The 19,961-nt window shown below is 72.3% G+C and carries 16 protein-coding genes; 8 read left to right on the top strand and 8 right to left on the bottom strand.

Translation table 11 applies throughout. From position 1 onward, the window contains the following. Positions 1 to 20: 20 nt before the first annotated feature. The 3 genes from ACWDYJ_RS19075 to ACWDYJ_RS19065 form a co-directional block, all read right to left on the bottom strand. Positions 21 to 533: a DinB family protein gene (locus ACWDYJ_RS19075; RefSeq protein WP_451566726.1), complete on the bottom strand. Its 513-nt coding sequence runs from the start codon at positions 531 to 533 to the stop codon at positions 21 to 23. Positions 534 to 623: 90 nt separating this feature from the next. Further along, positions 624 to 2,081: an aldehyde dehydrogenase family protein gene (locus ACWDYJ_RS19070; protein ID WP_451566725.1), complete on the bottom strand. Its 1,458-nt coding sequence runs from the start codon at positions 2,079 to 2,081 to the stop codon at positions 624 to 626. Positions 2,082 to 2,170: 89 nt separating this feature from the next. Next, the gene (locus ACWDYJ_RS19065) at positions 2,171 to 3,049 is read right to left on the bottom strand and encodes a helix-turn-helix domain-containing protein (protein WP_451566724.1); all 879 of its coding nucleotides are present in this window, start codon (positions 3,047 to 3,049) and stop codon (positions 2,171 to 2,173) included. 359 nt (positions 3,050 to 3,408) lie between these two features. On the opposite strand from ACWDYJ_RS19065, the gene ACWDYJ_RS19060 reads away from it, so the two are divergent. Next, a complete protein-coding gene (locus ACWDYJ_RS19060) occupies positions 3,409 to 3,900 on the top strand; it encodes an ATP-binding protein (RefSeq protein ID WP_451566723.1) in 492 nt (163 codons plus the stop codon). A 139-nt stretch (positions 3,901 to 4,039) separates the two neighbouring features. Here the strand turns inward: ACWDYJ_RS19060 and ACWDYJ_RS19055 are convergent, their stop codons facing one another. The 3 genes from ACWDYJ_RS19055 to ACWDYJ_RS19045 all read right to left on the bottom strand — a co-directional run bounded on the left by ACWDYJ_RS19055 (position 4,040) and on the right by ACWDYJ_RS19045 (position 6,019). Next, a complete protein-coding gene (locus tag ACWDYJ_RS19055; RefSeq protein ID WP_451566722.1) occupies positions 4,040 to 4,285 on the bottom strand; it encodes a DUF397 domain-containing protein in 246 nt (81 codons plus the stop codon). Positions 4,286 to 4,412: 127 nt separating this feature from the next. Then, complete coding sequence (locus tag ACWDYJ_RS19050; RefSeq protein ID WP_451566721.1) at positions 4,413 to 5,648, bottom strand: DUF2786 domain-containing protein; 1,236 nt, start codon at positions 5,646 to 5,648, stop codon at positions 4,413 to 4,415. Next, entirely contained in the window at positions 5,618 to 6,019 is a 402-nt protein-coding gene (locus ACWDYJ_RS19045; RefSeq protein WP_451566720.1) for a winged helix-turn-helix transcriptional regulator, read from the bottom strand. Before ACWDYJ_RS19045 ends, ACWDYJ_RS19050 begins: the two co-directional genes overlap by 31 nt. An 80-nt stretch (positions 6,020 to 6,099) precedes the next feature. Here ACWDYJ_RS19045 and ACWDYJ_RS19040 point away from each other — a divergent pair, with 80 nt between their 5' ends. Both ACWDYJ_RS19040 and ACWDYJ_RS19035 read left to right on the top strand, forming a co-directional pair. Next, on the top strand, positions 6,100 to 6,915 hold the full coding sequence (locus tag ACWDYJ_RS19040) for an NAD(P)H-binding protein (RefSeq protein ID WP_451566719.1): 816 nt from the start codon (positions 6,100 to 6,102) through the stop codon (positions 6,913 to 6,915). 69 nt (positions 6,916 to 6,984) lie between these two features. After that, a complete protein-coding gene (locus tag ACWDYJ_RS19035) occupies positions 6,985 to 8,691 on the top strand; it encodes a bifunctional 3'-5' exonuclease/DNA polymerase (RefSeq protein ID WP_451566718.1) in 1,707 nt (568 codons plus the stop codon). Between the two features lie 227 nt (positions 8,692 to 8,918). Here the strand turns inward: ACWDYJ_RS19035 and ACWDYJ_RS19030 are convergent, their stop codons facing one another. Both ACWDYJ_RS19030 and ACWDYJ_RS19025 read right to left on the bottom strand, forming a co-directional pair. Continuing rightward, positions 8,919 to 9,419, bottom strand: coding sequence for an N-acetyltransferase family protein (locus ACWDYJ_RS19030; RefSeq protein WP_451566717.1), 501 nt, complete (start codon positions 9,417 to 9,419; stop codon positions 8,919 to 8,921). A 76-nt stretch (positions 9,420 to 9,495) separates the two neighbouring features. Next, positions 9,496 to 10,713, bottom strand: a complete 1,218-nt coding sequence (locus tag ACWDYJ_RS19025; protein ID WP_451566716.1) for a serine hydrolase domain-containing protein — start codon at positions 10,711 to 10,713, stop codon at positions 9,496 to 9,498. A gap of 218 nt (positions 10,714 to 10,931) precedes the next feature. On the opposite strand from ACWDYJ_RS19025, the gene ACWDYJ_RS19020 reads away from it, so the two are divergent. The 5 genes from ACWDYJ_RS19020 to ACWDYJ_RS19000 all read left to right on the top strand — a co-directional run bounded on the left by ACWDYJ_RS19020 (position 10,932) and on the right by ACWDYJ_RS19000 (position 19,721). Then, entirely contained in the window at positions 10,932 to 11,342 is a 411-nt protein-coding gene (locus ACWDYJ_RS19020) for a hypothetical protein (protein ID WP_451566715.1), read from the top strand. A 110-nt stretch (positions 11,343 to 11,452) separates the two neighbouring features. Next, a complete protein-coding gene (gene eccD, locus ACWDYJ_RS19015) occupies positions 11,453 to 12,808 on the top strand; it encodes a type VII secretion integral membrane protein EccD (protein WP_451566714.1) in 1,356 nt (451 codons plus the stop codon). Positions 12,809 to 12,873: 65 nt separating this feature from the next. Then, complete coding sequence (locus ACWDYJ_RS19010) at positions 12,874 to 14,211, top strand: MinD/ParA family protein (protein WP_451566713.1); 1,338 nt, start codon at positions 12,874 to 12,876, stop codon at positions 14,209 to 14,211. A 100-nt stretch (positions 14,212 to 14,311) separates the two neighbouring features. Then, a complete protein-coding gene (gene eccCa, locus ACWDYJ_RS19005; protein WP_451566712.1) occupies positions 14,312 to 18,286 on the top strand; it encodes a type VII secretion protein EccCa in 3,975 nt (1,324 codons plus the stop codon). Positions 18,287 to 18,302: 16 nt separating this feature from the next. Continuing rightward, positions 18,303 to 19,721 carry a DUF6177 family protein gene (locus ACWDYJ_RS19000; protein WP_451566711.1) on the top strand — a complete coding sequence of 473 codons (1,419 nt, stop codon included), beginning with the start codon at positions 18,303 to 18,305 and terminating at the stop codon, positions 19,719 to 19,721. Positions 19,722 to 19,961 lie beyond the last annotated feature (240 nt).

Below are 19,961 nucleotides of genomic sequence, written 5' to 3'. Positions count from 1 at the left end.
GAGGTGCAAGCGGACAGCTCCTAACCCATCGCGCGGGTGCCGTCCAGGGATTCGCGGATGATGTCCGCGTGGCCCGCGTGGCGGGCGAACTCCTCCACCAGGTGCAGGAGCATCCAGCGCATCGAGGCCTTGCCGTTCTCCGGGAACCAGGGCGCCGGAGGCAGCGGGAAGGTGTCGTCGAGGCTGGGGACACCGGCGATGAAGGCCGCGGTCTGCCGCGCGACGTCGTCCCAGAAAACCAGGACCTGCGGGATGCCCTCGCCCTCCACCAGGCGGAAGGCCTCGCCCCAGGTCTCCCGGGTGCGCTGCCGCTCGTTCGGCTCCTCCTGGGCCATCCGCAGCCAGGCCAGCTCGACCTCGGCGACGTGCTTGAGCAGCCCGGACAGGGACAGCTCGCTGACGGTGGGCCGGCTCGCGGCCTGTTCCTCCGTCAGCTCGAGCACCGTCTCGCGCAGGGCTGTGCGCTGGGCGTCCACGAAGGCGAGGAGCGTGCCGCGCTCGTCGCCGGGGACCTCTTGGGAAACCTGAGCCATGGTCGACCACCTCTGCGTGTACGTGAATCCCGCTGACGAGAACCACGCTACGAGGGGATGCGGTCAGCACCTGTCCTAGAAGGCGGCTTCCTAGAAGGGAAATCGCGTACGGCCGTGCTGGACCGAGATCCACTTCTGGGTGGTGAAGGCCTCCACCGTGGCCCGGCCGTTCAACCGGCCCATCCCCGAGGCCTTCTCCCCGCCGAAGGCGGCCAGGGGCTCGTCGCCGATGGTGGAGTCGTTGACGTGGATCATTCCGGTCTCGATGCGCCGCGCGAAGCGGACGCCCCGCTCCACGTCCCTGGTGTGCACGGCGCCACTGAGGCCGTAGGGGGTGGCGTTGGTGATGCGTACGGCCTCCTCCTCGCCGTCGAAGACCACGAGCAGCGCCACCGGGCCGAAGATCTCCTGGCCCAGCAGCGGCGAGTCCTCGGGCAGCCCGGCCAGCACGGTCGGCTCGACGAGGTTGCCGCGCGTAGATCCGCGGACGAGCGCCGTCGCGCCGGATTCGACGGCGCGGTCCACGAGCGCGGTCAGGGCGTCGGCCTGGAAGGAGTTGATGAGCGGGCCGATGTGGGTGTCGGCCTCGCGCGGGTCGCCGGTCTTCAGGGCGCGCACCCGGGCCGTGAACTTCTCGGTGAACTCCTCGGCGACGGAGGCGTCGACGAGGATCCGGTTGGCCGCCATGCAGACCTGGCCCTGGAAGACGAAGCGGCTGAAGACGGCGGCGTCCACCGCGTAGTCCACGTCGGCGTCGTCGAGGACGACCAGGGCGCTGTTGCCGCTGAGTTCCAGGACGGTCCGCTTGAAGTGGCGGGCGGCGACGGAGCCGACGTGCCGGCCGGTGCGGTCGGAACCGGCGAAGGAGATGACCTTGGGGACGGGGTGGGTGAGGATCGCGTCGCCTATCTCGGCGATGTCCGTGATCAGTACGTTCAGCAGCCCGGCGGGCAGGCCCGCGTCCTCGAAGATCTTGGCGATGATCCCGCCGCCCGACACCGGGGCGCTCTGGTTCGGCTTGATCAGGACCGCGTTGCCCAGCGCCAGCGCCGGGGCGACCGACTTCAGGGTCACCAGGAAGGGGAAGTTGAAGGGGCTGATCACGGCGACGACGCCCACCGGGAGGCGCTGGACCCGGTTCTCCTTGCCCTCGACCGTGGAGGGCAGGATGCGGCCCTCGGGGCGGATGGCCAGCTGGATCGCCTCGCGGATGAACTCCATCGCGAGGTGGACCTCGTACTCGGCCTTGGGACGGGTCCCGCCGAGCTCGTCGATCATCGCCTCGACGATCTCCTTCTGGCGCTCCTCCGTGATGCGCAGGGCGCGCTCGAGGACGGTACGTCTCGCGTACGGGCTGGTCGCGGCCCATTCCCTCTGGGCGCGCTCGGCCGCGCGGTAGGCCTGGTCCACCTGCTCGGCGGTGGCCACGGTGATGGCCGCGAGCTTCTCCCCGTTGTACGGGTTGACGTCGATGATGTCCCACGAACCGGTGCCGGCCAGCCATTCGCCGTCTATGTACTGGTGAGCCAGGTCGGTGAATATGGACATGCCATCCCTTACTGCGAGCGCGCACCCTTGCGCTGCACCGGAGACCGATCGGACATCATGCACTGATCAGACGTCATAGTACGTGCGGTTCAGGACAGTTGGAGCAGTCCGCGGAGCAGATCGCGGGTCTTGTCGGGGTCCGGGCAGTCGGCCTGGAGCCGTTCCATCGCCCGCGCGTACTGCGCCACTTCCTCTTCTTTGTCCAGGTAGAGGGCGCTGGTGAGCTGTTCCAGATAGACGATGTCCTGGAGGTCGGATTCGGGGAAGCGCAGCAGCGTGAATGCGCCGCTCTCGCCCGCGTGGCCGCCGAAGGAGAACGGCATCACCTGGAGCTGCACGTTGGGCCGCTGGCTGATGTCGATCAGGTGTTCCAGCTGACCGCGCATCACGTCGCGGTCGCCGTAGGGGCGGCGCAGCGCGGCCTCGTCGAGGACGGCGTGGAAGACCGGCGCGCTCTCGGAGACGAGCACCTTCTGGCGCTCCAGGCGCAGCGCGACGCGGCGGTCTATCTCGGCGGCGCCGGCGCCGGGCATGCCGCGGCTGACGACGGCGTGGGCGTAGGCCTCGGTCTGCAACAGCCCGTGGACGAACTGGACTTCGTAGATACGGATCAGGGAGGCGGCGCCTTCGAGGCCGACGTACGTCTGGAACCAGCCGGGGAGTACGTCTCCGTAACTGTGCCACCAGCCCGCCGCGTTGGCCTCGCGGACCAGCCCCAGCAGGGACTCGCGCTCCGCGCCGTCCGTGACCCCGTAGAGCGTGAGGAGGTCCTCGACGTCCCTGGCCTTGAAGCTCACCCTTCCCAACTCCAAGCGGCTGATCTTCGATTCGGATGCGCGGATCGAGTAGCCGGCCGCCTCACGGGTGATGCCGCGGGATTCTCGGAGTCGCCTGAGCTGAGAGCCCAGGAGGATACGGCGCACCACAGAACCGCTGGCTTCTGCGGTCACTAGTCCTGCCCTCCCCATCGCGTTGATGTGCGCGTGGTCTGCGCGTGCGTGGCGGGGCCCCCGAACCCCGGGCCGCAGTCTGCCACCAAAACGCATCTGCCCGTACTCGTTCTGTAACGGAATCCGGCCGCCCGGAAAAGAAGTCCGTACGGATGCGTAGGAAGAAATGAGCAAGAACCGTCACGGGAGTGGACAGGTCCGGCGCGTGCACGTGCATCTGCCCTTGCATCCGGCTCCGCCATTCGGAACGATGGTGCCCGCGCACCTGCGTGCTCTTCGCGCCGGCGCCGGACCCACCCCGCAGTTCTCTTTGGACAGAGCCGCCGCTTCGTCCGCGAATCCCGGGAGTGCCTCGCATGGGGACGAATGGATCGACCATGCTCGAGCCGTTACGGCAGGGGCTTCCCCCGGTCGACCCCACGGCTGTCTCCGGGTCCGCCTCCTGCGCTCTGCCCGCCCGCTTCGAGGCGGTGCGGGGCGCACGTACGTTCACCCGGTCGACGTTGTCCCAGTGGGGCCTGGACGAGCGCTTCGACGACGTCTCGCTGGTCGTGTCCGAACTCGTCACCAACGCGCTTCGCCATGCCCTGCCCGACGACGCGCGGCCGTGCGGCGGCGAGCCGGAGGCGTCGGCGGTACGCCTGCACCTGATGCGGTGGAGCACGCGGCTGGTGTGCGCGGTGCGGGACCCCAGCCAGGACCGGCCGGGCGGTTCGTTCACTCCGGAGCGGACGGACGAGAACTGCGACCTGGAGTCCGGGCGCGGGCTCTTCCTGGTGGACTCCTACAGCGACAGCTGGGGCTGGCACCCGCTCGCGGGGCGGCTGACCGGCAAGGTGGTCTGGGCGCTCTTCATGCTTCAGGACTGACGCAGCATGCTTCAAGACTGACGCGGCATGCTTCAGGACTGACGCGGCGGCGACGAGAAACAACACCACTGGCCGGGATTGATCTTTATGATCAATCCCGGCCAGTGCACGTGCATGGCGTGAATGGGTGCGCCGTTCCTCAGCCGATCAAGTGATCGAACTCGCCGTCCTTGACGCCCAGCAGCAGCGCCTCTATCTCGGCCGGCGTGTACACGAGCGCCGGTCCGTCCGGAAAACGCGAGTTGCGCACGGCGACGTCGCCGTCCGGCAGCCTGGCGAACTCCACGCAGGAGCCCTGGGAATTGCTGTGCCTGCTCTTCTGCCAGGTCAGTTCATACAAGGAAGTGAGTTCTGCAGCTGCCATCCCGTTGTACGCGTGGTCCACAGGAAGCCCCCGATAGTGCAGATGTCAACTGCACCGGATCATAGCTCTGTTCATAAGCGCCTGCACGGGCAGATGCACGTGCACGGGCGGTATTCCACTGATCACTCTCAGGGGCGAAGGGCCCGCGCTACGGCAGGGCCTGCCGACCCCGCCCCCCGCCCACCCGCGCGGCGTCGGCGGCCGCCGTCCCGTCCTCCCACCCCGCGTGATCGGTCGCCCCGCGCAGCCGGGTCGTCGTGGTCCGGGGGAACATCTCCTCCGCGCGCGAGGTGACCGCCACGTCCCGGGCCACCAGCGCCGGCAGGTTGTCCGGCGCCTCGGTCGCCGTGTGCTCGGCCGTCTCGGCGAGCCGCCGCCCGATGCGGCTGGCGTAGGCGAGCAGGAACGACTGGCGGAACGTCTTGGTCCGCTTGCGCCCCCCGGCCCGCTGCGCGGCCTCGGCCCGGGTCATGGCCGCCGTCCCCTGCACGAGCAGCGAGGTGTACAGCAGCTCCACCGCCTCCAGGTCGCTCTCGAAGCCGACCACCGTGGAGAACTCGAACCCGCTGTTCCACACCGCCCGGCAGCGGTTCACCCCGGCCACCGCGTCGAGCAGCACCGCCTTGGCCTCCTCGTACGGCGGCTCGACCCCGATCCGGCAGGCCCCCGGGACCTGCGCCGGACCGCCGCCCCGCACGGCGAGGAGCGCCTCGTCCACCGTGTGCCGGGCCATCAGCTCCTGGGCCTTCGCGCTGAGCGCCTCGGCCTCCTCCGGGAAGGTGGTCGCCTCGGCCTTCGCCAGCAGGGCGCGGATCCGGCCCAGCATGCGCGGCTCGATGTGCGGATGCGCCGACAGACCGGCGAGCGCGTCGACCGGGTCGCCCGGCACCGGGCCCACCGGTTCGATCGACGGCAGCCGGATCAGCAGCCGGAAGACCTCCAGGACGGCAGTGGCCAGCGTGAACCGGTCCGCCTTCTCGCGGCGCGCGAGCTGGTCGGCGTACGCGGCGTCGTCATCGGACCGCGTCCACCACACCTCGGCCCCGGTCCACCGCTCGGGGAGCCGCGCGTATCGGCGCGCCTCGGCGGCGATCACGTCCTCGGTGATCCGCAGGTGGATCGCGTCCAGGTCCCGCCGCACCAGCCGCAGCACGTCCGCCGGCTGCCAGCCCCGCTCCCAGGCCTGCCGTACGTACGCCTCCCCGCGCGCCAGCAGCTCCCGCCCGACCTCGCCCCAGCGCGCGGGCTCGGCGGCGAGCACCGAGGCGCCCGTGTCCAGCCCGGCGTCGTCCTGGGCGTAGAGGGCGGCGGCGAAGGCTCGGTCGACGGTCTCGGCAAGGTCTCTCACACCTCTCAGCTTGGCATGTCCGCCTTCGCGTCCCATTCCTGGCGGGCGGCCTCGATCCGCGGGCGGTGCGCGACCGACCAGTCCGCCAGGTCCTTGACGAGGCGGCTCAGGCTGTGGCCGAGGCCGGTCAGCTCGTACTCGACCTGCGGGGGCACCGTCGCGTACACGGTCCGGGTGACCAGGCCGTCCCGCTCCAGGCGGCGGACGGTGAGGGTGAGCATCCGCTGCGAGATGCCGTCCACCGCGCGCTGGAGTTCCTTGAAGCGGTGGACTCCGGCGGCGAGTTCGACCACGACGTGGACGGACCACCTGTCGCCCAGCCGGTCGAGGACGTCGCGGATTCCGCAGTCGTCCGCGCAGCTCACGACGGGGGCGGGGGTGGTTACCGCGGTGTGCCCTGGTGACATGAAAGTGCCTCCTTACGCTCGTGCGCCGATCCGCACACGCTGTACGCGAAGCAACCACCACGCGGACGAAGGACTTCCCCATGCTCTTGATCACCGGCGCCTCGGGCGGACTCGGCTCCCTCGTGACCCACCGGCTGGCGGACCGCGCGGACGTACGGTTCGGTACGCGCGCCCCGAGCGGCCCCGGCCACGTACGGGTGGACTTCGACGCCCCCGGGACCCTCGACTTCACGGGCGTCGACACCCTCCTGCTCATCTCCGCCGGGTCCGGGGAGGACGACACGGTCATCGCCCGGCACGGGGCGGCGATCGCCGAGGCCGAACGGGCCGGCGTACGCCACATCGTGTACACCAGCCTCACCGCCGAGGGGGACCACCTGCCGTACGCGCTCGCGCACCGCTGGACGGAGCGCCGCCTGCGCGCGTCCTCCCTCGCCTGGACCGTCCTGCGCAACGGCCTCTACGCCGAACTGCTGGCCGCACTGGCCGCCCCGGGACCGGACGGGGCGATCACCGCGCCGCTGGGCGGGGGCCGGATCGCGGCGGTGGCCCGGGAGGACCTGGCGGACGTGGCGGTACGGGTGGCCCTCGCCCCGGAGGCGCACGCGGGACGGACGTACGAGCTGGTCGGCGAGCACCCGCTGGTCGGCGCCGAACTGGCCGGGGCGGTGGGCGCCCGCTACGCCCCCGGCACCCTGGCGGCCGCCCGCAGCGCCCTGTCGGAGACGGGCGTGCGGGCCTTCCAGGTGCCGATGCTGGTGGGCACGTACTCGGCGATCGCCGGCGGCTTCCTGTCCACCCCGGACACCGGCACCCTGGCCGCTCTCCTGGGCCGGCCCCCCAGGTCCGCCCTCGCGGTCTACGCGGAACTGGTCCGGCCCGCCGTGGCCGGCTGAGCCGGAGCGGGGGACTGGGGCCGGGGCGGTTGCCGGGCATTGTCAGACCCCGGTGGGACACTCGCACTCGTGAGCGATCAAGCCGGCCGGTGGGCCCTCGCCGAGGACGGCGACGGGTGGTGGCACGCCGCGCCCGTCCACCCGGGGGACCTCGCGGCCGGGCCCCGGATCCGCGTGCGCGATCCCGCCGAGGCCGTCCGGGCGGCGCCCGCCGGGACCCGGTGGATCTGGCGGTCCACCGCGGCCGTCCACCCCCGGCTGCTCGCCGCGGGCGTCAGGGTCGAGCGGTGCTACGACGTCGAGGTCGCCGAGCTGCTGCTCCTCGGCCACGAGGGCCGCTTCGGGGAGCCCCGCTCGGCGGCGGCCGCCTGGGCCCGGCTGAGCGGGGGACCCGTACCGCCCGATCCCCCGCAGCGCGCGGCCGAACCGGGGACGCAGGATTCCCTGTTCGACCCCCGGCCCACCGTCCCCGTATCCCTCGACGCCCTGCTCGCGGTCTACGCCGACCAGACGAAACGGCATGCGGCCACCGCCCACCCCGACCGGATGCGCCTGCTCACGGCGGCCGAGTCCGCCGCCTTCCTCGTCGCCGCCGAAATGCACCGCGCGGGCCTGCCCTGGCGGGCCGACGTGCACCGCGCCCTGCTGACGGAGCTGCTCGGCGCCCGGTACGCGGGCGGGGGCGAGCCCCGCAGACTGGCCGAGCTGGCCGACGAGATCTCCGCCGCGTTCGGCCGCCGCGTACGCCCCGAGCTGCCCGCCGACGTCATCAAGGCCTTCGCCGAGGCCGGGATCAAGCTGAAGTCCACCCGTCGCTGGGAGATCCAGGAGCTCGACCACCCTGCCGCCCCGCCCCTCGTCGCGTACAAGAAGCTGTACCGGATCTACACCGCCCACGGCTGGGGCTGGCTCGCGGACTGGGTCCACGACGGCCGCTTCCGCCCGGAGTTCATCCCCGGCGGCACCCTCACGGGCCGCTGGGTCACCAACGGGGGCGGGGCTTTGCAGATCCCCAAGGTGATCCGCCGGGCCGTCGTCGCGGACCCCGGCTGGCGGCTCGTCGTCGCCGACGCCGACCAGATGGAGCCGCGCGTCCTGGCCGCGATCTCCCGCGACCCCGCCTTCATGGAGGTGGCGGGCCGCCCGGAGGACCTCTACACGGCCATCTCCCGCCAGGGCTTCTCCGGCGACCGGGACAAGGCCAAACTGGCCGTTCTCGGCGCCGTCTACGGACAGACCTCCGGGGACGGCCTGAAGAACCTGGCCGCGTTGCGCCGCCGCTTCCCGCGGGCCGTGGCGTACGTGGACGACGCCGCGAGGGCGGGCGAGGAGGGCCGGCTCGTACGGACCTGGCTCGGCCGGACCTGCCCGCCGCCCGCCGGTTCCGCCGACGACGACGGCGAGGCCGGAATCCCGCAGGACCGCGACCAGGGCCGGGACCAGAGCCGGGAAGACGCCTGGACCCCGAGCTACGCCTCGACCAACACCCGCGCCCGCGGCCGGTTCACCCGCAACTTCGTGGTGCAGGGCAGCGCCGCGGACTGGGCGCTGCTGATGCTCGCGGCGCTGCGCCAGGCCATCGCCGGGATGCGGGCCGAGCTGGTGTTCTTCCAGCACGACGAGGTGATCGTGCACTGTCCCGCCGAGGAGGCCGGCGCCGTCGCCGAGGCGATCCGCGCCGCCGCCGACCGGGCGGGCCGGATCTGCTTCGGCGACACTCCGGTCCGGTTCCCGTTCACGACGGCGGTGGTGGAGTGCTACGCCGAGGCCAAATGACCGGCGGGCGGGATCGTCAGCGCCGGGCTGAGCGCGATCTCCTGGGTGTCCCCGCTCGCCAGCAGACAGACCGACCGGTACAGATGTCCCGACCGGCCTGCCGCGAACTCACGGAACCCGTCTCTGCGACCCTGCCGCATGCACTCCCCCTCGCGTCCGTTTCACCCTCTTGACGCGATGGCGGCAGCGGAATGTTTCACCCGCTCCCTCCTCACCTGCCGAGCGGCTCAGGCGAGTTCGTGGAAGTAGGCGTGGAACTCCTCGCGGACGAAGCCCTCCGCCTCGTACAGCCCCTGCGCGATGTGGTTGTCGTAGGCCGTCTCCAGCTGCACACCGGCCGCCCCGGCCTCCCGGGCCCGGCGCAGCACCTCGCGCAGCAGGGCCCGGCCGGCGCCGGTGCGGCGGCCGGACGGGGCGACGTACAGGTCGTTGAGGATCCACGCGGGCCGCATGGAGAGCGACGAGAAGGTGCGGTAGACCTGCGCGAAGCCGACCGTGCCGGCGCCCGGCACGTCCGCGAGCAGGACGAGGGACTCCCCGGCCCGGATCCGCTCCGCGAGGAACGCCCGGGGGCGGTCCGGGTCTTCGACCTTCACCTCGTAGAAGTCGAGGTAGCCGCGGAAGAGGGCGGCCGCCGTCTCGATGTCCGCCTCGCCGGCGGCGCGGAGGGTGACCCCGTCGCCTTCCGTCGGGACGACCTGCTGGTCCCCTGCCTGACCACTGCTCATGTACGTCTCCCTCGCTCTGTCTCCCGCGCGCCGGAGACCATTGTGCGCGGGAGACGTACAGCGGAGGGAGTCGCGGTCAGCGCCCCGCGACGGGTTGGGCGGGGAGGTTGAAGACGTGCTCGGGCGTCACGATCTTCGTGATCGCCTCGCCGAACAGCGTGCTCGGCTCACTGCCCTCGTAGCTGATGTCCGTGTTGAGCACCACCACGAGCGTGGCCTGCGGATCCGGCAGGTACACGGTCAGCGACTGGTACCCGGGCAACGACCCGTTGTGCCCGATCCACCCGTCGACGTTGAAGAGGCCGAGGCCGTACCCGGCCCCCGGCATGCCGCTCGGCCCCGTCTTCAGCCGCTCCGCCTGCGTGGCGGAGGTCAGCAGCGTCCCGGTGGCCAGGGTCCTCGCCCAGCTCCGCAGGTCATGGACGTCGGAGATCATCGCTCCGGCCGCCCAGCCCCAGGAGGGGTTCCAGTCGGTGGCGTCCTCCGTCTTCCCGGAGGCCGTCTGGTCCGTGTATCCGTGGGCGTGCGGACTGGGGAACTCCGCGCCGGTGGGGAAGGACGTACGCCGCAGCCCGGCCGGTTCGACGACCTCGCGCTGGATGTAGTCGGCGAGGGAATCGCCGCTCGCCTTCTCCACCACCAGCCCCAGCAGGACCGTGTTGGTGTTGCAGTACTGGAACTGCGTGCCCGGCTCGAACACCGCCGGGTGGCGGAAGGCGTACTGGAGCAGCTCCTGCGGGGTGAACAGTCGCCGGGGATCGCCCGTCAGTGCCTTGAAGAACCCTTCGTCCGCAGAGTAGTTGAACAGCCCGCTGCGCATGCCGGCCAGCTCGCGCAGGGTGATCCGGTCACCGCCCGGGACCCCGTCGACGTACTTCCCGATGGGGTCGTCCAGCCCGACCTTCCCCTCGTCGACGAGCTTGAGCAGCGCGGTCACCGTGAAGGTCTTCGTCTCGCTGCCGATCCGCATGTACAGGTCGGGGGTCATCGGCGTGCCGTTCGCCTTGTCGGCGACGCCGAAGGACCGTACGTACTCACCCTTGCCGGGCGCCGAGAGCGAGACGGTCACCCCGGGCACCTTGGCCTCCTCCATCACCTTCCGGACGGCCTCATCCAGCCGGGCCGCCACTTCGGGCGTGAGCTGCGGAAACTCGTCGCCGACCGGAGCCGCCACCGAGACCGCGGACGGAGAGGCCGCGTCCCACGCGTACCCCGCCGCAGGCCCCAGAGGCGCCACCATGAGCCCTGCCACGGCCACGGCGACCGCCGCACCGCGCCAGCGTGTCCTCGCCATACCGGACCTCCTGCCACTCCCTTCCAACGTAGCCCCGGCCCCCCACCCGGGCGACCGGGAGCCGGAAGGTCCTTCCGGACCTGGGTGTGCTCGATGCTGACGCATGCCTTATGTTGCAGAGGCAAAACACGGGGACTTCGCATGCCGCACGCCCAGCAGCCGTGCCCCGAAGCGGTTGTTGGCGCTCGACGAGCCGAGACTGAGGCGACGGACGACGGATGGCACGGGACTACGACAGCCAGCTTCTGGAGTCGGTGGCGGTACGCCGCCGCAGGATGAGGGACGCGCTGCTGTTCGGCGCTCAGCGGGCGCGGCGCACGGCGGACGAGCGGCTCGGAAAGCTGTTCGCCGGGATCGCCATCGCCGCTGTCCTGTGCGCGGGTTGCGTCGGATGGTCCTTCATCCAGCACACGCTCGCGAAGCAGAAGGCCGAGCAGCGGCAGAGGCAGCAGCAGAGCCCGGTGCAGCAGTTCGGGCAGCCGTCGAAGTCCTCGCAGCCATCGAAGTCCCAGCAGCCGTCGGGTCCGGCGGGCCCGTCCGCGTCGCCCCACACCTCGCCGTCGTCGAAACCGAAGAAGTCGCCACAGCCCTCGCAGGCGACCAAGTCGCCCCAGCCGACGAAGTCGTAGAGGAAGCAGCAGCAGAAGCGTGCAGATCCGGGAGAGTTCACTGTCCGGCAGCAGAGCTATGTCCCCTTGGCCCCGAAAGGTCGCATTCCCGCGATGATAGGTTCCCGTAAGTGGTGAGCACAGCAACGACTTCCCGGGCGCAATTGAGCCGGGTGACCCTGGTCGGCGAGCGGCGTCGGGCCGACATGGTCCTGCCCTCCGACACGCCGATCGGGCAGCTGCTCCCCGACATCCTGCATCTGCTCGACGACCGGGCCGCATCGCGCCCGATGACCCGTCAGCTGATCACGTCGGACGGCTCCGCGCTCCCGCACGACAGCACGCTCGCGTCAGCCGGGATACCCGACGGCGCCGTCCTGCGACTCGTCAGGTCCCACTCCGCGCCGCCGGCCCCCGTGGTCCACGACGTCACCGACCTGGTGGCCGACGACCTCGACCTCCAGGCCTGGCGCTGGCGTCCCGCCGCCCGTCGGGGCAGTGCGGGAGTCGCCACCGTCGCCTTCGCCGTGACCGCGGCGCTGCTCGCCCGCCGCGAGTTCTCACTCGACGCCCTGGCCGGCGCCCTCACGGCCGTCACCCTCGTCCTGCTGGCGGCCGGCGCGCTCGTCGCCCGCATCGGGCAGGGCAACCGGGGCCTGGCGACCGCCCTCCTGCTCGCCTCCGGCGCACTGGGCATCCTCACCGCATGGACCGCCGCGGACGCCTACCACTGGTCGGGAATCGCGCGGCTCGCCGCCGTCGCGGGCGCGCTCGTCCTGACGCTGGTTCTGCTCGGCTACTTCTCACCGCTCGGCCGGGGCGGGCTCATCGGCGCCGTGGCCACCACCGTCGTCACCGCCCTGTGGGAGGCCGTCGCCGCCGTCCAGGGCGATCCGGCCCGGCTCGGCGCGGTCATGGTCCTCTTCTCCGTGGTGCTGCTCGGCCTGCTGCCGCGGCTCGCCCTCATGGCCTCGGGGCTCACCGCCCTCGACGACCGCCGCTCGGGCGGCGCCTCCGTCAGCCGCCACGAGGTGGGCAACGCGCTCGCCGCCACGCACCGCGGGCTCGCGCTCGCGACGATCGTCACCGCGATCTCGGCGGCGGCCGGCGGCTGGCTGCTGACCCTGGCCGAGAAGCCGACCGTGTGGACGGTGGCGCTGCCGACGCTCGTCACCGTGGTGCTCCTGTCGAGGGCGCGGGCCTTCCCGTTGGTCGCCGAGGTCGTGGCGCTGTCCACCGCCGCGGCGTTGCTCGTCGTACGCCTCGTGATGCTGTGGGCCGAGCACGACGGGGGCGCCGGACCGCTCGCCGTCCTGGCTGTGGCGGCGCTGCTGCCGCTGGTCGTCCTCGCGGTGCGGCCGCCGGAGCACGTGCAGGTCCGGCTGCGGCGCACCGCCGACCTCATCGAATCGATCGGCATGGTGGGGCTCTTCCCGCTCGCCGTCGGGGTGTTCGGCATGTACGGGCAGCTGCTCGACAAGTTCTGAGTCAACGTGCAGGCGCTCCGGGCGGCGGGGCAGCAGGTCGGAAAGAATGAGGGGCAGGGGCAGACATGCCGAACGAAGACAACTGGCAGGGCGATGTCCTGCGCGACCTCAGGGGCGGGGCGCAGCCTGCGGCCCAGGGCCCGGGAGGCCACCAGCCCCCGCCGGGGCCCGCCGCCTCGGCCCGGGGTCCGGCCGCCCCGCAGCCGCCGCAGGGCCCGGCCGCGGCGTCCGGCGCCCAGCCACCGCCGCAGGTCCCGGCAGCGCCGCAGCCGCCGCACGGCGTCGGCGCGGGGCACGCGGCTCCGGCGCATGGACCTGGACCCGCGGGCCCCGTTCAGGGCGGCCACGGGCAGGCGCCCGCCCAGGGGTTCCCGCCCCACGGCGGCCCGCAGCAGCCGGCTCCGGGCGCCGGGGTCCCCGCGTACGGGTACCCGGCCCAGCCCACCCCGCAGCAGCGGCCGGCGGCGGCCCCGGCGGGCCGTACCCCCGGATCCCGGCCCACCGTGGACCAGAACCTCGCCGACGCGAAGCGCAGGCCCCGGCACGGTGAGCCCTTCGCCGCCCGCGCCGTACGCGCCGTACGCCGTACCGTTTCCTCATCCGCCGCCCGCGAGGTCGCCGAGGCCACCCGTACCGCCGAGCTGCTCCAGCAGCCCGTCACCACCGGCCGCCAGATCTCCGTCACCTCCATCCGCGGCGGCGCCGGCAAGTCCACGGTCGCCGCCCTGCTCGGCACCACGTACGCCCACTACCGGCAGGACCCCGTCCTGCTCGTCGAGGCCGACCCGGCCCTCGGCTCGCTGCCGATCCGCCTCGGCGCCGAGGCACTGCGCTGGACCACCGGCGACCTCGCGGACATCGTCGAACCGCAGATGTCGCTGCTGGACATCACCGGCTACCTCGTCCAGCTCCGCGACAACGCCTGGCTGCTGCCCGGCAGTCAGGGCCAGATCGGCGCGCTGCTCGACACCCGGTCCTACGAGCGGGTCATGGTCGCGCTGCGCCGCTACTTCGGCGTGACCGTCGTCGACTGCGAGACGCTGCCCGCCGAGGTCGCGCGCGTCGCGCTCTCCGCGTCCCAGGCCCGCGTCCTGACCACCCCCGCGACCCTGGACGGCGTCGCCAGCACGTACGCGGTCCTCCAGTGGATGCGGGGGCTGCCCCCGCACGTGATGGCCGGCACCGTCGTCGTGCTCACCGAGCAGGCGCCCCACTCGGGGATCGACGTCGCCGAGGCGGCCCGCACACTCCAGGCCACCGGGACGAGCGTCCACGTCCTGCCGTACGACCGCCACCTCGCGGCCGGCGGCCCCATCCGCAGCGAACTGCTCGCGCACTCGACCAGGAAGACCGCCACCCGGCTCGCCGCGGACGTCTTCCAGCTCTCCCAGAAGCGCCACTGACCGAGATGCCGAGCCACACCCACGCCAGCCCTGACCCGGCCAGCCCCACCCCCACCGGCCCGACCGCGACGAGCCCGACCGTGAAGGGCGGACGACGACGATGAGCACCCGACTGATCCACCGCCCGGCCAGGACCGTCAAACCCCCGGCCGCCCCGGCCGCCCGCACCATCGAGGCCCCGCCCAACCTCCCCGAGGGCAAGGCCGGCAACATCGCGATGTCGCTGCTGCCCGTGGCCGGGGTCATGTCGTCCGTCGTGATGATGACGGTCGTCCGCAACAGCCAGTTCGCCGCACTCGGCGCGCTGATCCTCGTCGTCACCATCGTCGGCTCCCTCGCACTCGTCTTCTCGCAGCGCGGCAAGGCCCAGCGCACCCGCCGTACCCAGCGCGAGGCCTATCTCGCCTACCTGGAGGACCTGCGCGAGGAGCTCGCCGACGAGGAACGCGAGCGCGGCGAGCACGCCGACGTACTCAACCCGCCGCCGCACGCGCTGTACGACATCGTCCGCGACCCGGCCCGGCTGTGGGAGCGACGCCGCGTCGACGGCGACTTCCTGCGCGTGCGCGTCGGCACCGGCGAGATGCCCGTGCGCGATCTGCGGATCGGCGAGCAGGGCTCCTCCGTCCTCACCCCGCCCGACCGCTTCATGCTCAACGAGGCCTCGGCGCTGACGGCCCGCTTCCGCAACGGCACCGAACTCCCGCTCACCGTCCCGCTCGACCGCGTGGGCAACATCAGCGTCATCGGCCCCCGCGAGGACTGCCTGCGCGTCGCACGCGCCCTGCTGGTCCAGGCCGCCGCCCTGCACGCCCCCGACGACGTGGCGATCGCGCTGGCCGTGCCCGGCGACCGGCTCCCCGACTGGGAGTGGGCCAAGTGGATGCCGCACCTGCTCGACACCGAGCAGCTCGACGGCCCCGTCGCCGCCCGCAGGATCGCCCCCTCCACGGCCCAGCTCGCCCGGCAGATCGGCCCGGAACTGCGCCGCCGCGCCTCCTACGCCGCCGAGGTGCGCCGCGGACTCTCCGGCAAGGATGCCCTGTCCATGACATCCCGACTGCTCGTCGTGACCGACGGACACGGTGAGGACGCCGTCGACCTGCCGCGCCCCGACGACGCGGTCGGCCTGCGCGAGATGGGTGTCAGCGTCCTGCACCTGCTCGAACAGCGGGTCCAGGAGCCCGGACACGTCGGCGTACGGATCACCGTCGACGGCGACCAGGTGGTCATCGAGGACCTGCGCGAGGACCAGCCCATCAGCGCGCACGGCACCGTGGACGAGGTCGGCATTCCCTTCGCCGAGGGCCTGGCCCGGATGCTCGCCCCGCTGCGCCTGTCCGCCGAGTCCCTCATCGACGCCCCGCTGTCCGGACCCGTCGACTTCGCCGACCTGCTCGGCATCGACGACGTGGCCCGCCTCGACCTGGCGAGCCTGTGGGCCCCGCGCGGCGAACGCGCCTTCCTGCGCGTGCCCATCGGCATCAGCGACTCCCGCGAACCCGTGCTGCTGGACCTGAAGGAATCCTCCGAGCTGGGCATGGGCCCGCACGGCCTGTGCGTCGGCGCGACCGGTTCCGGGAAGTCCGAGCTCCTGCGCACCCTCGTCCTCGCCCTGGTCGCCACGCACCCGCCGGAGGACCTCGCCCTGGTCCTCGTCGACTACAAGGGCGGTGCGACCTTCGCGCCGTTCGCGGACCTGCCGCACGTCGCCGGAGTCATCACCAACCTGGAGAACCAGGCCGGTCTCGTCGAGCGCGTCCACGCCTCGCTCGCCGGCGAGGTCAAGCGCCGCCAGCAGGTCCTCAAGGACGCGGGCAACATCGCCGACATCGGCGACTACGCCGCGCTGCGCGCCGACCGCCGGCCCGACCTGGACCCGCTCCCGCACCTCTTCGTCGTCATCGACGAGTTCGGCGAACTCCTCACCGCCAAACCCGACTTCATCGACCTCTTCCTGTCCATCGGCCGCATCGGCCGCTCCATCGGCGTGCACCTGCTGCTGTCCAGCCAGCGCATCGAGGGCGGCAAGCTCAAGGGCCTGGACACGTACCTCTCGTACCGCCTGGGCCTGCGCACCTTCTCCGCCGACGAGTCCCGTACGGTCCTGGACACCACGGACGCCTTCCACCTTCCGCCGCTGCCCGGTTTCGGCTACCTCAAGGTCGACACCAGCCACTACGAGCGGTTCAAGGCGAGCTACGTCTCCGGCGCCTACCGGGGCCCTGTACAGCGTGCGCAAACGCAGGACAGCGGACCCCTCGCCCTGGAGTACGAGGCGTTCAACACCCTGTCCGAGCCGGACAGCACGGGGGTGCGGGAGCCCACGGCCCGGCGCCGCGAGACCGGACCGACCGAGATGGGCGTCATCGTCGAGCAGTTGGAGAACGCCGCCGGCCAGGTGCGCCGCATCTGGCTGCCCCCGCTGCCCGACGCGGTCTCCCTGGACGCGGTCGCCGGCCCCCTCGACGTGGGCGCGCGCGGCATGCAGCTGGCCAAGCGGCGCGGGCGCCTCGCGGTGCCGCTCGGCCTGCTCGACGACCCGACCCGGCAGTGGCAGGGCGAGTGGTACCTCGACCTGACCGTCGCGGGCGGCCACGCCGCCGTCATCGGCGGGCCGCAGTCCGGCAAGACCACCCTGCTGCGCACCCTCGTCCTCTCGCTCGCGCTGACCCACACCCCGCAGGAGGTCGGCGTCTACGGCCTCGACCTGGTCGGCGGCGGCCTCCAGGCCCTGTCGGGTCTGCCGCATGTCGGCGGGATCGCGGGGCGCGCCGACCGCGAGCGCGCGGCCCGTACCGTCGAAGAGGTACGGAACATGCTCGCGACCCGCGAGGACCTGTTCCGGGAGCACGGCATCGACTCCGTCGAGCAGCTGCGCAGCCTGCACGCGGCCGGCCTGCTGCCGCGGCTGGCCTCCGCCGAGATCGTCCTCGTCATCGACGGCTTCGGCGCGCTGCGCGACGACTTCGAGGAGCTGGACGACGCCATCGTCGACATCCTCAAGCGCGGCGGCGGCTACGGCATCCACGTCGTCGCGGGCATGCTCCGCTGGAACGACGTCCGCATCGCCACCCAGTCCAACTTCGGTACCCGCGTCGAGCTGCGCCTCAACGACCCCAGCGAGTCCAGCATCGAACGCAAGCTCGCCGAGACCCTCTCGCCCGACGAACCCGGCCGCGTCCTCACCGACGGCAAGCTCTTCGCGCAGGTGGCGCTGCCCCGCACGGACGGGCTCCGCGACACCGCCGAGCTGGGCGCGGTCCTGGAGCGCACGGCCCGCACGGTCCGCGCCACCTGGAGCGGCGAGGCCGCCCAGCCGGTACGGGTGCTGCCGCACCTGCTGGAGCCGCACATGCTGCCCGGCCCGGTTGCCGAACCCAAGCGGGTGCCGATCGGCCTCGACCAGAGCGCACTGGCGCCCGTACTCGTCGACCTGTTCCAGCACGACCAGCACCTGCTGGTCATGGGCGACAGCGAGTGCGGCAAGACGAACCTGCTCAAGACCATCGCCGGCGGCCTCATCGAGCGCTACGGCGAGGACGAGCTGGTCTTCGCCGTCATGGACCCGCGGCGCAGCCTGCGCGGCGCGATCCCGGAGGAGTTCAACGGCGGCTACGCGTACAACGCCAAGATGTGCGCGGGCCTGGCCGCCGGCATCGCCACCGAGCTGGAGCGGCGGCTGCCCGACGACAGCGCCCGGCTGGAGGACCTGGAGCCCGGCAGCTGGGGCAGCGGCCCGCGCATCGTGGTCCTCGTCGACGACTACGACGTACTGACCACCGCCGGGCAGACGCCGCTCCAGCCGTTCCTGCCGTACATCCCGTCGGCGGTGGACATCGGCCTGCACTTCGTGCTGACGCGCCGCGTCGCGGGCGCCTCGCGCGGGATGTACGAGCCGCTGGTGCAGGGCCTGCGCGAATCGGGGGCCTCGGCGGTCCTCATGGCGGGCGACCGCAGCGAGGGCCAGCTGTTCCCGGGGGTGTACGCCTCCCAGCAGCCCGCCGGCCGCGGTGTCCTCATCCGCAGGGGCCAGCCCAACCGCCTGATCCAGACCGTGTACACCCCCGAGTGAAGGACCCCCCGCCCCCATGACCAAGGACGTCATAGCCCTCACCCCGCGGATGCCCGACCCCTGGACCGTGCTCGCGGGCCTGCTCTCCGGCGGCCCCGACAAACTGGTGAACACGGCGGGCGAGGGCGCGGTCGTACAGCTCTGCGACCCGCAGGGCCGGCCGCTGGTCTCCGTCGAGGCGCCGCTGCTGATCCAGGTCGAGGGAGAGGCCGAGCGGCTGCTGGGCGCCACCGCGCCACGGGTTCCCTTCTGGTGGACCGAGGCCCGCGCCACCACCGGTGTCCCGGAGGCCGAGCGGCTGGCGGGCACCTTCGCCGCGCGGGTCGCCTCGCTGGCCGACGGCACGGTCTGGCCGCCGGAGGCCGCGCGCTCCGTCGCCGTGGTCGCGTCCGAGGGGGTGAGCGTCGCACCGACGCCCGCCGCCGCGCAGCCCGCCGTGGACGTCCTGACCGACAAGGTCGCCGTCGTCATCATGGACCGGCCCGTGGTCGCGATGACGGCCTGGCTCTCCGACGCCTTCCGGGCCGCCGCCGCGGCCGAGCGGGGGCTCCAGATCGTCACCCCGCCCGGGACGACGCTCTCCCCGGCGGTGCTGGCGAACATGCCGGGCTGGCCGTCGCGGTGGGTCGTGCAGGACGAACGGGACGGCTACTACGACGGCCTCTCGGGCGCGGTGCTGCGCTGGCAGGAGGGGATGTTCGCCACGGTGGTGCCCGCGGACGCCACCGAGGACGAGCCGCGCACCCCGGTGGCGGTCTCGTACCAGGAGGTCACGAGCACCGACGAGCGGCAGCTGGCGATCACCTTCCGCACCATCCACCCAGCGGACGAGCGGCTGGTCCTCGGCGGGGCCCTGGAGGCGGTGTGGCGCGAGCTGACCGGCGAGCCCCCGGCCGGGTGGGGCACGGCGGAGCCCGCCAACCTGCCCTGGTCGCCGGGCCGGCTGACCGACGTCGCCTTCGCGCGCTCCCCCGAGCCGAGCTGGTTCGTGGTGGTCGGCCGCCCGGACCGGCCCGGTCTCGCCACGGTCCGGGTCAGCCGTACGAAGGCGGGCGTGGAGGAGGACGTCACCCTGGCCTTCGGCTACGGGGGGAACGAGGAGGTGCCGCTGGGCGCGCTGACGAAGACGGCGGAGGCACTCGCCACCCGCCACCACCTCCAGTCGATGCTCGTACAACTCCGCAAAGCGCGCCGGAACCTGGCGGTGCCGCCGCGCTTCGAGGGGCCGGGCGTACCGCTGGCCTTCGTACTCGGGGCGGAGGAGGTCCGCGCCATGCCGGACGACCGGGCCCGGCGTACGCCGCTGGCCGAACAGCCGGTGAGGTTGGGGCCGAAGGCGCGTCCGGCCTACTACTACCCGCTGCCCGGGGATCCGTCGGACCTGTCGGGGTGGAGCGACTTCGAGCGGCTGGTGCGGCATCTGAAGGGGGCGTGAAGGTCTCTGGTGGTTTGTCAGGCCTTTGTCACAGTGCGCTGGTTACAGGTTGCAAGCGCGATGTGAGTTGCTGAAAATGGTCATACTTACGATCGTTCTTATGGTCGCTCTTGCGGCCGTTCGGGGAGTGGGCGGGGGAGTGGCATGAAGTTCGACATGGGGACGACGGTTCTGACGAACCTGATGTCGGGGTCGAGGAATTCGAGTACTGATCTGGGGACGTTGATCCGGCAGTTGGTG

The sequence above is a fragment of the Streptomyces sp. NPDC003042 genome (assembly GCF_053591315.1).
This window is presented reverse-complemented; position numbering and strand designations above follow the sequence as displayed.